Annotated in this window: 16 protein-coding genes; 8 read left to right on the forward strand and 8 right to left on the reverse strand. The window is 73.2% G+C overall.

What is annotated here, in order from left to right; translation table 11 throughout:
- The first annotated feature begins 22 nt into the window (after nucleotides 1-22).
- The 3 genes from ACWFQ8_RS23625 to ACWFQ8_RS23635 all read left to right on the forward strand — a co-directional run bounded on the left by ACWFQ8_RS23625 (nucleotide 23) and on the right by ACWFQ8_RS23635 (nucleotide 1,984).
- A complete protein-coding gene (locus tag ACWFQ8_RS23625; protein ID WP_453788241.1) occupies nucleotides 23-862 on the forward strand; it encodes an AraC family transcriptional regulator in 840 nt (279 codons plus the stop codon).
- 115 nt (nucleotides 863-977) lie between these two features.
- The gene (locus tag ACWFQ8_RS23630) at nucleotides 978-1,679 is read left to right on the forward strand and encodes an AzlC family ABC transporter permease (protein WP_453788281.1); all 702 of its coding nucleotides are present in this window, start codon (nucleotides 978-980) and stop codon (nucleotides 1,677-1,679) included.
- Nucleotides 1,676-1,984 (forward strand): AzlD domain-containing protein, encoded by a 309-nt coding sequence (locus ACWFQ8_RS23635; RefSeq protein WP_453788242.1) that lies wholly within the window; start codon nucleotides 1,676-1,678, stop codon nucleotides 1,982-1,984. Before ACWFQ8_RS23630 ends, ACWFQ8_RS23635 begins: the two co-directional genes overlap by 4 nt.
- On the opposite strand, the gene ACWFQ8_RS23640 is transcribed toward ACWFQ8_RS23635, so the two are convergent.
- The gene (locus ACWFQ8_RS23640) at nucleotides 1,953-2,924 is read right to left on the reverse strand and encodes a hypothetical protein (protein WP_453788243.1); all 972 of its coding nucleotides are present in this window, start codon (nucleotides 2,922-2,924) and stop codon (nucleotides 1,953-1,955) included. The two genes, ACWFQ8_RS23635 and ACWFQ8_RS23640, sit on opposite strands and share 32 nt — an antisense overlap.
- Before the next feature lie 81 nt (nucleotides 2,925-3,005).
- Between ACWFQ8_RS23640 and ACWFQ8_RS23645 the strand changes: the two genes are divergently transcribed.
- Together ACWFQ8_RS23645 and ACWFQ8_RS23650 are read left to right on the forward strand one after the other, a co-directional pair.
- Nucleotides 3,006-3,200, forward strand: a complete 195-nt coding sequence (locus ACWFQ8_RS23645) for a DUF3046 domain-containing protein (protein WP_453788244.1) — start codon at nucleotides 3,006-3,008, stop codon at nucleotides 3,198-3,200.
- A 169-nt stretch (nucleotides 3,201-3,369) separates the two neighbouring features.
- The gene (locus tag ACWFQ8_RS23650) at nucleotides 3,370-4,458 is read left to right on the forward strand and encodes an AI-2E family transporter (RefSeq protein ID WP_453788282.1); all 1,089 of its coding nucleotides are present in this window, start codon (nucleotides 3,370-3,372) and stop codon (nucleotides 4,456-4,458) included.
- Here ACWFQ8_RS23650 and ACWFQ8_RS23655 read toward each other — a convergent pair.
- Together ACWFQ8_RS23655 and ACWFQ8_RS23660 are read right to left on the reverse strand one after the other, a co-directional pair.
- Nucleotides 4,412-5,167 (reverse strand): Clp protease N-terminal domain-containing protein, encoded by a 756-nt coding sequence (locus ACWFQ8_RS23655; RefSeq protein WP_453788245.1) that lies wholly within the window; start codon nucleotides 5,165-5,167, stop codon nucleotides 4,412-4,414. The genes ACWFQ8_RS23650 and ACWFQ8_RS23655 overlap by 47 nt on opposite strands.
- 82 nt (nucleotides 5,168-5,249) lie before the next feature.
- On the reverse strand, nucleotides 5,250-6,443 hold the full coding sequence (locus ACWFQ8_RS23660; protein ID WP_453788246.1) for an MFS transporter: 1,194 nt from the start codon (nucleotides 6,441-6,443) through the stop codon (nucleotides 5,250-5,252).
- A 209-nt stretch (nucleotides 6,444-6,652) separates the two neighbouring features.
- Between ACWFQ8_RS23660 and ACWFQ8_RS23665 the strand changes: the two genes are divergently transcribed.
- Nucleotides 6,653-7,954, forward strand: coding sequence for a serine hydrolase domain-containing protein (locus ACWFQ8_RS23665; protein ID WP_453788283.1), 1,302 nt, complete (start codon nucleotides 6,653-6,655; stop codon nucleotides 7,952-7,954).
- Between the two features lie 115 nt (nucleotides 7,955-8,069).
- Here the strand turns inward: ACWFQ8_RS23665 and ACWFQ8_RS23670 are convergent, their stop codons facing one another.
- Both ACWFQ8_RS23670 and ACWFQ8_RS23675 read right to left on the reverse strand, forming a co-directional pair.
- A complete protein-coding gene (locus tag ACWFQ8_RS23670; protein ID WP_453788247.1) occupies nucleotides 8,070-8,486 on the reverse strand; it encodes a VOC family protein in 417 nt (138 codons plus the stop codon).
- Nucleotides 8,483-8,956: a helix-turn-helix domain-containing protein gene (locus tag ACWFQ8_RS23675; protein WP_453788248.1), complete on the reverse strand. Its 474-nt coding sequence runs from the start codon at nucleotides 8,954-8,956 to the stop codon at nucleotides 8,483-8,485. The genes ACWFQ8_RS23670 and ACWFQ8_RS23675 overlap by 4 nt, the downstream gene beginning before the upstream one ends.
- 317 nt (nucleotides 8,957-9,273) lie before the next feature.
- Here ACWFQ8_RS23675 and recA point away from each other — a divergent pair, with 317 nt between their 5' ends.
- Nucleotides 9,274-10,383 carry a recombinase RecA gene (recA, locus tag ACWFQ8_RS23680; protein WP_453788249.1) on the forward strand — a complete coding sequence of 370 codons (1,110 nt, stop codon included), beginning with the start codon at nucleotides 9,274-9,276 and terminating at the stop codon, nucleotides 10,381-10,383.
- 3 nt (nucleotides 10,384-10,386) lie between these two features.
- Nucleotides 10,387-10,953, forward strand: coding sequence for a recombination regulator RecX (recX, locus tag ACWFQ8_RS23685; RefSeq protein ID WP_453788250.1), 567 nt, complete (start codon nucleotides 10,387-10,389; stop codon nucleotides 10,951-10,953).
- Nucleotides 10,954-10,986: 33 nt separating this feature from the next.
- Here the strand turns inward: recX and ACWFQ8_RS23690 are convergent, their stop codons facing one another.
- The 3 genes from ACWFQ8_RS23690 to ACWFQ8_RS23700 form a co-directional block, all read right to left on the reverse strand.
- Nucleotides 10,987-11,376: a rhodanese-like domain-containing protein gene (locus ACWFQ8_RS23690; RefSeq protein WP_453788251.1), complete on the reverse strand. Its 390-nt coding sequence runs from the start codon at nucleotides 11,374-11,376 to the stop codon at nucleotides 10,987-10,989.
- On the reverse strand, nucleotides 11,373-11,915 hold the full coding sequence (locus ACWFQ8_RS23695; RefSeq protein ID WP_453788252.1) for a cysteine dioxygenase: 543 nt from the start codon (nucleotides 11,913-11,915) through the stop codon (nucleotides 11,373-11,375). Before ACWFQ8_RS23695 ends, ACWFQ8_RS23690 begins: the two co-directional genes overlap by 4 nt.
- Nucleotides 11,916-11,994: 79 nt before the next feature.
- Nucleotides 11,995-12,081: a putative leader peptide gene (locus tag ACWFQ8_RS23700; protein WP_311318651.1), complete on the reverse strand. Its 87-nt coding sequence runs from the start codon at nucleotides 12,079-12,081 to the stop codon at nucleotides 11,995-11,997.
- Nucleotides 12,082-12,101: the final 20 nt, after the last annotated feature.

A 12,101-nucleotide genomic window follows, 5' to 3' on the forward strand; every position in this document is an offset into this window, starting at 1 on the left:
CGGCGGGGCGCAGAATGGGAGGATGGGTACGGACGAAGAGCGCCGGGAGTGGGCCCGGCACTGGCGGTACGCCGAGCTGCCCGGCCTGGATCTGCTGCGCGCCCGCTACGTCCGCCACACCTTTCCGCGCCACACGCACGACGGGTACGTGATCGCGGCCGTCACCCGCGGCATCGAGGAGATCGGGATGCCGGGCGGCACCGTACTGCGCGCGGGCCCCGGCAGCGTGGTCCTGATCAATCCTGAGGTGCCGCACAGCGCCAGGGCCGGGGACCCGGAGGGGTGGGCGTACGCGACCCTCTACCCCTCCCGGGGCCTGATCGGCCAGGTCGCCGCGGAGATCGGCTTCCGGCGCGGGACCCCCGGATTCACCGCCGCGATGGTGGCCGATCCGCACGCGGCGCGGGTGATCACCGAGGTGCACCGGGCGGCGGAAACCGGGAACGCGCTGGCCGCCGACACCCTGCTGCGCGCGGCGGTCGCCCGGATGCTGGAGCGGCACGCGGGACCGCTGGCCGCCCGCGCCGTACGCGGCGCGGGAGCGGCGGACGCGGCGGCGGCCCGGGCCGTGCTGGAGGAGAGGATGGCGGACCCGCCCACGCTGGAGCAGCTCGCCACGGGCCTGGGCACCAGTCCGTTCGCCCTGCTGCGGGCCTTCCGGGAGCGTTACGGCATGCCGCCGCACACCTGGCTGACCGACGCCCGGGTCCGGCGGGCGCGCCGGCTGCTCGACGGCGGCGCCGCACCGGCGGAGGCGGCCGTCGCGGTCGGCTTCACCGACCAGCCGCATCTGAACCGGCACTTCACACGGATCGTGGGGGTGCCGCCGGGCGCGTACCGCAGGGAGCGGCGCTCGGCGTGACGCGGGGGCCCCGGCCCGCGCGGGCCATCCGGAGCGGCTGGTTCCGGCGGGCGCAAGAACGTACAAGACGGCCGTGCTCGCGCCCGCATAGTTTCGGGGGGTGGCAGAGCAGCAGATGATCAGAGAATCGGACACCGGGCAGGTTCCGGCCGGGCGGCCGCGCGCCGCCGTGGTGCGGGACGCCCTCGGGGTCGGGGTGGCCGTCGGGCTGTCCGGGTTCGCCTTCGGGGTGACCGCCGCGGGGGCCGGCATCAGCGCCCTCCAGGCCTGCGCCCTGAGCCTGCTCGTGTTCACCGGGGCCTCGCAGTTCGCCCTCGTCGGGGCACTGGCCGCGGGCGGGAACCCGCTGACCGCCGCCGCCGGGGCCTTCTTCCTCGGAACCCGGAACGCCTTCTACGGACTGCGGTTGTCCCAGCTGCTCGCGCTGCCGCGCGCCGTGCGGCCCCTCGCCGCGCACTGGGTCATCGACGAGACCACCGCCGTGGCACTGGCGCAGCCCGACCGGAAGGCGGCCCGGCTCGGTTTCGCCGTCACCGGGCTGAGCCTCTACGTACTGTGGAACCTCACCACGCTGCTGGGCGCGCTCGGCGCCGAGGCCATCGGGGACACCGACGCGTGGGGTCTGGACGCCGCCGGACCCGCCGTCTTCCTGGCGCTGCTCGCGCCGATGCTGAAGACCTCCACCGAGCGGGCGGTCGCCGCGCTCGCGCTGGTCCTCGGGCTCGGCTTCCTGCCCGTACTGCCCGCCGGGGTGCCCGTGCTGATCGCGGCGCTGGCCGCGCCCGCGGTGCTGTGGATGAAGGGGCGCCGCTCGTGAACGTCTGGATCGCCATCGGGCTCACCGTCGTCGGCTGCTACGCCGTCAAGCTCGCCGGCCTGCTCGTGCCCGCCGGTGCGCTGGAGCGGCCGCTGGTGCGCAAGCTCGCCGCGCTGCTGCCGGTCGCACTGCTCGCTGCGCTCACCGCGCAGCAGACCTTCAGCACCGGGCACGAGCTCGTCCTCGACGCCCGCGCCGCCGGCCTCGCCGCCGCCGGCCTCGCCCTGCTGCTGCGGGCGCCGTTCCTCGTGGTGGTCGCGGCCGCCGTGGCCGTCACCGCGGGCGTACGGGCCCTGGGCGGTTAGCGGGCTCCGGGAGCCTTCCGTACGCGCGCAGCGTCAGGAGGGCCTCCAGTGTGGCGATGGGCCGCCGCTCCAGGGAACTGCCCGGTGCCCAGGCGCGGCGGCGCACCGGCCAGCCGCCGTCGGGCTGCTGCTCGGCGGCCAGGAAGTCCAGCGAGCGGCCCAGCTCCTCGTCCGTGAACCACGCGCGGGCCACCGACTCGGGGCGGCGCGCGAAGTCGTGCGGGAAGAGGTGCTCGTCGGCTGCGTAGCCGGGCGCGGGCGGGTGCTCCTCGCGGCGCCGCGGGTCGAGCACGGCGAGCCGGCGCTCGCGCACCAGCCGCCCCAGCCGGTCCGCCGCGGCCGCCGCGCGGGCCCGGTCGGGGGCGCCGTCGAGGAACGCCACCGCGCTCTGGACCTCGTACGGATGCGAGTCGCGCAGGGTCTCGACGCGGTCCCAGCAGAAGTCCGTGGCCCGGAAGAGCCACGCGTTCCAGACCCGGTTGCGGTGCAGCAGGCCGACGACCGGCCCCGTGGTCAGCAGCTCGCCGGCGGGGTCGTCACGCATCGGGTGGTAGGGGGCTGCCGGATAGCGGCCCGGGGCCGGGAGGACCACCGGAAGCGCCCCGTCCGGTGTGGAGACCTGGGTGAGGTGTCGGCAGAGCCGCTCGATCCGCTGCCCCGCGCAGCGGCCCAGGCCGTCAAGGACCCGCAGCGCGTGCGCGGTGTGCAGGGGCTGGCTGACCGGACCGCGCAGATCGGGGTCGAGGGCGTGGCCGTAGCCGCCGTCCCCGTTGAGGTACGAGCCCAGGGCGGTGTCCACCGGGTCGGCGTCCCCACCGAGGAAGTGGAACGCGAACCGGCGCTGCTCCAGGACGCGGGCCGTGAGCCAGATGAACTGCTCGGCGCGGGCCAGCGAGGCCGCGGCGGCGGTGGCCGGTGGGGGAGCTTCGTCTCCAGACATGGCAGAAACCGTAGGGCGCCGTACCGCGCCCGAGAGGGGCGAACGGGACGGGTGCACTCTCCGGAGCGGGATACTGGAGGCATGCGGTTGACGACTTTCTGGGAGCGGATGGCGGAGCACTTCGGTGCCGGCTACGCGGACTCCTTCGCGCGGGACCACGTCATGACGGAGCTGGGCGGCCGGACCGTGCACCAGGCGCTGGACGCGGGCTGGGAGGCCAAGGACGTGTGGCGCGCGGTGTGTTCGGCGATGGACGTACCGGCCTCGCTGCGCTGACACCGCTCCCGCGCGCCCCCGGCGGCCGGTGGGACGCGGGCCGGGACCACTGCTTCGCGGTCCGGGCGGCGGGTGGGACAGACTTGGCCGCGTGGCAGCCAACGATGAAACGACCGAACAGCCCGCAGGAACGCCGCCCGCGCCCCCAGATCCGCGGCCCGGGGACCGGATGCCGCGCTGGCTGCCGCGCGCCGTGGTCCTCGTACTGGCCCTGGTCGCCTGCTTCCAGCTCGGCAGCTGGGCCTTCCATCAGCTGATCGGGCTGCTCCTCAACATCCTGATCGCGTTCTTCCTGGCCCTCGCGATCGAGCCGGCGGTGGCCAGGATGGCCGCCCGCGGCATGCGCCGCGGGCTCGCCACCTTCCTGGTGTTCCTCGCGGTGCTCGTCGTCGGCGCCGGCTTCCTCATCCTGCTGGGCTCCATGCTCGCCGGGCAGATCATCGAGATGGTCGAGGGCTTCCCGCGGACCCTCGACTCGGTGATCGACGCGATCAACAGGACCTTCCGCACGAAGCTCTCCCGGCTGGAGATCCAGGACAGCCTGCTGCGCTCCGACTGGCTGCGCAAGTACGTGCAGAACAGCGCGACCGGCGTGCTCGACGTGTCCACCACCGTGCTCGGCGGTCTCTTCAAGCTGCTGACGATCGGTCTGTTCTCCTTCTACTTCGCCGCCGACGGGCCGAGGCTGCGGCGCGCGCTGTGCTCCGTACTGCCGCCCGCGAAGCAGTCCGAGGTGCTGCGCGCCTGGGAGATCGCCGTCACCAAGACGGGCGGCTACCTCTACTCGCGCGGGCTGATGGCACTGATCTCGGGCGGCGCGCACTACATCGTGCTGGCGGTCCTCAAGGTGCCGTACGCGCCCGCCCTCGCGGTGTGGGTGGGGCTGGTCTCCCAGTTCATCCCCACCATCGGCACCTATCTCGCGGGCGCGCTGCCGGTCCTGATGGCCTTCACCGTCAACCCCTGGTACGCGCTGTACGTGCTCGGGTTCGTGGTGGTCTACCAGCAGTTCGAGAACTACGTCCTCCAGCCGAAGCTGACGTCGAGGACCGTCGACATCCATCCGGCGGTGGCCTTCGGCTCGGTCATCGCGGGCACCGCCCTGCTGGGCGCGGTCGGGGCGCTCGTCGCGATCCCGGCCGTCGCCACGCTGCAGGCCTTCCTGGGGGCGTACGTCAAGCGGTACGAGCTGACGCGGGAGGCGGACGCGTCTACCGCGCGTCCGCGTCGCCGATTGCGGCTGCCACGGCTTCGGTGACGGTCGCCTCGGCGGCGGCCTTGTCCAGGCCGAGACCGCTCAGCGGGCCCGTGCCGTTCTCCTGCTCCAGGAGCGCGAGCAGGATGTGCTCGGTGCCGACGTAGTCGTGGCCCAGGCGCAGTGCCTCGCGGAAGGTGAGCTCCAGGGCCTTCTTGGCGGACGCGTCGAAGGGGACGAGGTCGGGCACGTCCTCCCGGGCCGGGGGCAGGGTCGCGGTCGCGGCGGCGCGCAGGTCGTCCGCCTCGATGCCCCGCGAGCGCAGGACGAGCCCCGCGAAGCCCTCGCGCTCGGCGAGCAGGCCGAGGACCAGGTGCTCGGTGCGGATCTCGGTGCCGCCGGCGGCGCGGGCCTCGTTCTGCGCGGCCACGACGACGTTCCGGGCGCGGGGGGTGAAGCGGCCGAAGCCCTGGTTCGCGTCGGGACCGGGGTCGCCCTCCTTGTCGGCCTTGGGGACGAAGCGCTTCTGGGCCGCCTGGCGGGTGACGCCCATGCTCCGGCCGATGTCGGTCCAGGAGGCGCCGGAGCGGCGCGCCTGGTCGACGAAGTGGCCGATGAGGTGGTCGGCCACGTCACCGAGGGCCTCGGCGGCGACGACGGCGCCGCTGAGCTGGTCCAGGGTGTCGCTGTGGACCTTCTTGATGGCCTCGATGAGGTCGTCGAGGCGTACCGGGTTGGTCATGCGAACGGGTTCCACGGGAGGGCTCGTCATGAGGCAACCGTAGGTTGACAGTCGTGCGGGTGTCAACCGTTGGTTGTCAGTCGAGCGGTCGGTCACTCGGTCGGGCGGCCGGTCACCCGGCGGCCGACCGGACGGGCCGCCGGAGCAGGTAGACGCCCGCGACCGAGACCAGGACGGCCATGCAGGCGATGAACACCAGCCCCGCGCCTTCCAGGCCCATCGGACCCGCCAGCACGCCCACGCCGATCACCGGCAGCGAGATGCCCGCGTACGCCACCACGAACAGCGTCGAGATCACCGCCGCGCGCCGGTCGGCCGGGGATGCCTGTGCCACCGCCGACAGGGACCCGCGGAACGCGAGCCCCTGCCCGACCCCGCCGACGACCGCGCTCAGCACGACCAGCACCAGCAGCTCCCACCGCAGTGCCCCCGCGAGCAGGCCCAGCCCGAGGAGGAGCCCCGCACAGCCCAGCGGCAGCGAGCGCCCGACCCCGACCCGGTCGACAACCGACTGCCCGGCGGTCGAGGAGAAGAAGGCCAGGGCGACGACCAGCCCGCTCACGGCGTGGTTGTGGACGTCCAGGGACTGCGCGAGGAACGCCGGGCTGACCGACGTGAACACCCCGAAGAGCGCGAATCCCACGAACGAGGCGATGGCCGCCGGCCCGAACACCGCCCGCACCTGCGCGGGCAGGCCGGGCCGCTGCGGGCGTACGGTGCGCAGCGGCAGCCGCTCCCGCACCGTCTCCCGCAGGCACAGCAGCACCGCCACCGAGCAGGCCACCAGCGCGAGGTGCACCACGAACGGCAGGTACAGCGGGTAGGGCGCGTACTGCGCGAGCAACCCGGCGAGCAGCGGACCGCACCCCAGCCCGCCCATGTTGGCGGCCGTGGCGACGAACGTGGCCCGGGCGGCGCCGCCGGGCGGCGCCGACTCGATCACGTACACGGTGGCGGCCCCGGTGAAGAGCCCGGCGGACAGGCCCGACAGCAGCCGTCCCGCGTAGAGCCAGTCGAGCCCGGTGGCGCTCAGGAAGCAGACGGCGCTCGCGGCGGCGCAGCCCAACCCGACCAGCAGCACCGGCCGTCTGCCCACGGCGTCGGAGGCGTTGCCGGCGAGCAGCAGCACGCCGATGACCGCGAAGGCGTACACGGCGTACACCACGGTCACCATCAGCTCGGAGAAGCCGAACTTCTCCTGGTAGAGACCGTAGAGAGGAGTCGGCAGCGTGGTGCCGGCCATGCACACGGCGAACACCGCCCCGCTGAGCAGACACTGGCGCCACCTGCGGCGATCACCGTTCATGGCGCCGACGGTAGACCCCGCGCACCGGCACGGCCCGGCGCCGCGTGCCCGGCGCGCCGGGCGGGCGGGGGACGGGTCTCGCCGCGCGCACCCGCAGGGGGCGTGCCTAGGCTGGTGCTGCCGCTCCCGCCGCCCGCGGGCAGCGGCTCGATGCTCCACGACAGGTCGTACGACAGGTCAGGAGGCCCTCGGTGAGGAACGCACATCCGATGTTGCGCAGGGCCTGCGTGGCGGGCGTGGCCCTGGGCGTGCTGGTGGTCCCGGCCGCACCGTCCGTCGCCGGCTCGGCGGCCCCGCCCGGGGCGGCGGTCGCCGGACGCTCCACCTTCGCCGCGCCCACCCCGCCTTCCCCCTCGTCCACGTCGTCTCCCGCGTCTCCCGTGTCTCCGGCGTCTCCCGCGTCTCCGGCGGCCCCGTCGCCCGATGACGCCGTGTTCGCCCGGCTCACGCCGGCCGTCGCGGCGGAGCTCGACGCCGCCGTGCGGCGCACGATGCGCGAGGCGAACGTGCCGGGGGTGACCGTGGGCCTGTGGGCGCCGGGCAAGGGCAGCTACGTCAGGTCCTTCGGCGTCGCGGACAAGGCCACGGGCGCCCCCATGCGCCAGGACCTCCACGTACGCATCGGGAGCGAGACGAAGACCTTCACGGTCACCGCGCTCCTCAAGCTGGTCGACCAGGGCAGGGTGGGCCTGGACGACACCATCGGCAGGTACGTCGCCGGTGTTCCGAACGGGGACCGCATCACGCTGCGCGAACTGGCGGGGATGCGCAGCGGGCTCTTCAACTACTCCGAGGACGCCGACTTCATCAAGGCGTTCGAGGCGAACCCCGACAAGCCCTTCACCCCGCGGCAGTTGCTCGCCTACTCCTTCGCGCACCCGGTGCGGTTCGCGCCGGACGCGGAGTTCGAGTACAGCAACACCAATCTGATCCTGCTCGGTCTGGTGGTGGAGAAGATCACCGGCCGGCCGCTCCACGAGGTCGTCCAGCGGGAGGTCCTCGTGCCGGCCGGGCTGCGCCGGACGGTCTTCCCCACGGACGCGGACATCCCGGCCCCGTACGCGCAGGGCTACACCGACCAGACGGCCTCGGGGAAGCTCGTGGACTCCACCCACTGGAACCCCACCTGGGCCTGGGCCGCCGGAGCGATGATCTCCGACCTCCAGGACCTGCGCACCTGGGCGCGCGTCCTCGCCACGGGCACGCTGCTGACCCCCGCGACGCAGGCCGAGCGCCTGAAGACGAAGCCGATCAACGTTCCGGGGGACGGCTACGGGCTGGGCATCTTCGACGTCCAGGGCTGGATCGGCCACAACGGCTCCCTGCCCGGGTACGAGACGCTGACCGTCTACCTGCCCGAGGCGCAGGCGACGATGGTCGTCCTGCTGAACACCGACGTCCAGACGGACGGGCAGGAACCGAGCACCCTCTTCGGAGAGGCCGTCACGAGCATCGTGAGCCCCGGACACGTCTACCCGGGCCACAAGCCGCTCGCGGCGAAGCCGAACTGAGGCCCCGTCCGCCCGCCGTCCGCGTCCGTCCGCCGGTGTCCGCGTCCTCGCGGACGCCCGGCGGCGCCCGGACGGCGCCGGAGGTCCGGCGTCGTCGGGCGTCGCCGGGGCGGGGTCAGCCGGTGCGGGGCTGGTTGAAGCGGAGCATGTTGCCGGACGGGTCGCGGAAGGCGCAGTCGCGGACGCCGTAGGGCTGGTCGACCGGCTCCTGGAGGACCTCGCCACCGGCGGCCTGGATCCGCTCGAAGGTGGCGTCGACGTCCTCGGTGGTGAAGATGACGCCGCGCAGCAGGCCCTTGGCCAGCATTTCCGCCATCGCCTGCTTGTCGGCCGACGAGGCGTTGGGGTCGGCGAGCGGCGGTTCGAGGACGATCTCCACGTCCGGCTGCGAGGGCGACCCGACGGTCACCCAGCGCATGCCCTCGAACCCGACGTCGTTGCGGACCTCCATGCCGAGCACGTCGCGGTAGAAGGCGATCGCCTTGTCGTGGTCGTCGACGGCGATGAAGCACTGCGAGAGTTTGATGTTCATGCCTCGACGTTACGAGGAGCCGACGGGTTCTGCTTCTCCGTTCCTGACCGGTTCTCCGTCGCGGCCGCGTTGCGTTCTCCGTTGCGCAGCGGGCGCGTGCGGATCTTGGCCACACACGCCGGGATCGGAGCCCCCGCCTCGTGCCGGCGGGCCCGGTAGGCGCTCGGACTCTCGCCGACCAGCTCGGTGAAGCGGGAGCTGAACGACCCCAGCGAGGTACATCCGACGGCGAAGCAGACCTCGGTCACGTTCAGGTCGCCGCGCCGCAGGAGCGCCTTGGCCCGCTCGATGCGGCGGGTCATCAGGTAGTTGTAGGGCGTCTCGCCGTAGGCGGCGCGGAAGCTGCGCGAGAAGTGCCCGGCCGACATGAGGGCGACCCGGGCCAGCGCCGGGACGTCCAGCGGCTCCGCGTAGTCGCGGTCCATCGCGTCCCGTGCCCGCCGCAGCCTGACGAGGTCCTCGATTGTCACGCGCCCAGCATCGCACGAGGGCACCCGCCGGCCACCGTCCGCAGGCGCGGCCGCTCCGCAGGCCGCGGCGGCCGACCGGCCGGGTTCAGCCCTGTTCCCGCTCCACGGGGAGCCACGGCTCGGCGTCGGCCCGGATCCGTCCGGCGACGGCACGGTGGTAGCCGTAGCGCGCCGGGGCGTGGCGCGCTTGACAGGGAAATCGAACATCCATTCTGATAGTTATCCACAGCCGAACCGGCCGTGGAGGCGCATTGTCAGTGGCAGGCATTAGCGTCAAAGGCGTGAAGCGATCGACTCAAGCAAACCGGGTGGAACCCATGGCAGGCACCGACCGCGAGAAGGCTCTCGACGCCGCGCTCGCACAGATTGAACGGCAATTCGGCAAGGGTGCGGTCATGCGCCTCGGCGACAAGCCCAACGACCCCATCGACGTCATCCCCACCGGGTCGACCGCGCTGGACATCGCGCTCGGCGTCGGCGGGCTGCCCCGCGGCCGTGTGGTGGAGGTGTACGGGCCGGAGTCCTCCGGTAAGACGACCCTGACCCTGCACGCCGTGGCCAACGCGCAGAAGGCCGGCGGCACCGTCGCCTTCGTCGATGCCGAGCACGCGCTCGACCCCGAGTACGCCAAGGCCCTGGGCGTGGACACCGACAACCTCATCCTGTCCCAGCCGGACACCGGCGAGCAGGCGCTGGAGATCGTGGACATGCTCGTCCGCTCCGGTGCCCTCGACCTGATCGTCATCGACTCCGTGGCGGCCCTGGTGCCGCGCGCCGAGATCGAGGGTGAGATGGGCGACTCCCACGTGGGTCTCCAGGCCCGCCTGATGAGCCAGGCGCTCCGGAAGATCACCGGTGCGCTCAACCAGTCCAAGACCACCGCGATCTTCATCAACCAGCTCCGCGAGAAGATCGGTGTGATGTTCGGCTCGCCGGAGACCACCACCGGTGGCCGCGCGCTGAAGTTCTACGCCTCCGTACGTCTCGACATCCGCCGCATCGAGACCCTCAAGGACGGCACGGACGCGGTCGGCAACCGTACCCGCGTCAAGGTCGTCAAGAACAAGGTCGCGCCGCCGTTCAAGCAGGCCGAGTTCGACATCCTCTACGGCCAGGGCATCAGCCGCGAGGGCGGCCTGATCGACATGGGCGTGGAGCACGGCTTCGTGCGCAAGGCCGGTGCCTGGTACACGTACGAGGGCGACCAGCTGGGCCAGGGCAAGGAGAACGCCCGCAACTTCCTCAAGGACAACCCGGATCTCGCCAACGAGATCGAGCGGAAGATCAAGGAGAAGCTGGGCGTGGGGGTCCGCAAGGACGCCGCTACCGCCGCAGCCGGTGCCGAGACGACCGACGCGGCCGCCGCCGTGCCCGCCCCGGCGACGAAGGCCAAGACGACGGCCAAGGCCGCCGTGGCCAAGAGCTGACCCGTGCGGGAGCAGGAAGGGGGCGGTGGGAGCCGGGGCGGCCGTGAAGGACGCCAGGACCTGCCGCCCCAGAGTCCCGAGGAGCAGGCGCGGGCGATCTGCCTGCGCCTGCTCACGGGGAGCCCGCGCACCCGGCGCCAGCTCGCGGACGCCCTGGAGAAGCGGGGCATCCCGGAGGAGGTGTCGCAACAGGTCCTCTCCCGGTACGAGGAGGTGGGCCTGATCGACGACGCCGCCTTCGCGGGGGCCTGGGTCGAGTCCCGACACCGGGGCCGAGGCCTGGCCCGGCGGGCGCTCGCCCAGGAGCTGCGGACCAAGGGGGTGCACGCCACCCTCGTGACGGAAGCCCTGGAACTGCTGGACTCCGAGCAGGAGGAGCGGACGGCCCGGGAGCTCGTGGAGCGCAAGCTCCGCTCCACCCGGGGTCTGGACCGCGACAAGCGGATCCGGCGCCTCGCCGGGATGCTCGCCCGCAAGGGATACCCGGAGGGCATGGCCCTGCGAGTGGTGCGCCGCGCGCTGGAGGCCGAGGGCGAGGACGCCGAAGACCTCGGACATCCGGGCGAGTGACGGACGGCTTCCGGCCCCGGCCGCCCCTCGGCGTCAGGGCGGGGTGACGGGGAGGCCCGCCGCCTTCCAGGACTGGAAACCGCCGGTCAGATCGGTGGCGCGGTGCAGGCCCAGGGCGTGGAGGGAGACCGCCGCGAGGCTGGAGGCGTAGCCCTCGTTGCAGATCACCACCACCTGGAGCTCGTGGCTCGTCGCCTCCGCCGCCCGGTGGGAGCCCTGGGGGTCCAGGCGCCATTCCAGTTCGTTGCGCTCCACCACCAGCGCCCCCGGGATCAGGCCGTCCCGCTCGCGCAGCGCCTGGTAGCGGATGTCCACCAGGAGGGCGCCCGCGCGGGAGGCCTCGTACGCCTCGTGGGGACCGAGACGGGTGTACCGGGCGCGGATCGTCTCCAGCAGCTCGTCGATGCCGGTCGGGGCGCTCACTGCCAGTCCGCCGGACGCTCGACGTGCTCCAGGTCGAGCACGGAGCCGTTGCGGCTGTAGCGCCGGATGAGGGGGAGCGGCGGGTAGTACGCGTGCACCGAGATCGCGTGCTCGGCGCCGGACTCGTTCAGGACCTCGTGCACGTGGTGCTCGACGAAGGCCCGCCCGGTGCCCGCGCCCAGGCTGCGGGTGCGGTCCACGCCGGAGGCGAGCCGCAGGGAGTGCCATCCCTCCGAGGGGAGCCGCACGGCCAGGGAGTGCTCGGTCAGTCGGCCCCGGGCGGTCGCGAACGCGCCGCGCGATTCGGCGTGGTCGTGCCAGCCGGTGCCGGTGCCCGGCGGCCAGCCGATCAGCCAGACCTCGCTTCCGCGCGGCCCGTCCAGCCGAATCCAGGTGCGGCCCTCGGGGTCGAGGGGCAGCGAGGCGACGACCTCGGGGTCGGCCGCCGTACGGAGGGCGAAGTCGAGCAGCTCGGCGGCGGTGGGGCCGCTGGAGGTCCCGGCCGGCGCGGGGACAGGGGCGTACGCGGTTGCAGACATGTGCGGAGGACCGTTCCTGGGGTTCGCGGAGATGCGCGCGGGCCGGTGACGGCACGGGGCGCGCGCAGGGGAAGGCGAATCAGCAGGAAGGGCGACACACGCAGCCCGCGTAGCGGAGCAGGTCCATATGGACCCTCCGCCACAGGCGTACGTCGTTGCCGGTCATGTCCGCGAGTGAACCACGAG

It is taken from the genome of Streptomyces sp. NPDC055254, from assembly GCF_053606025.1.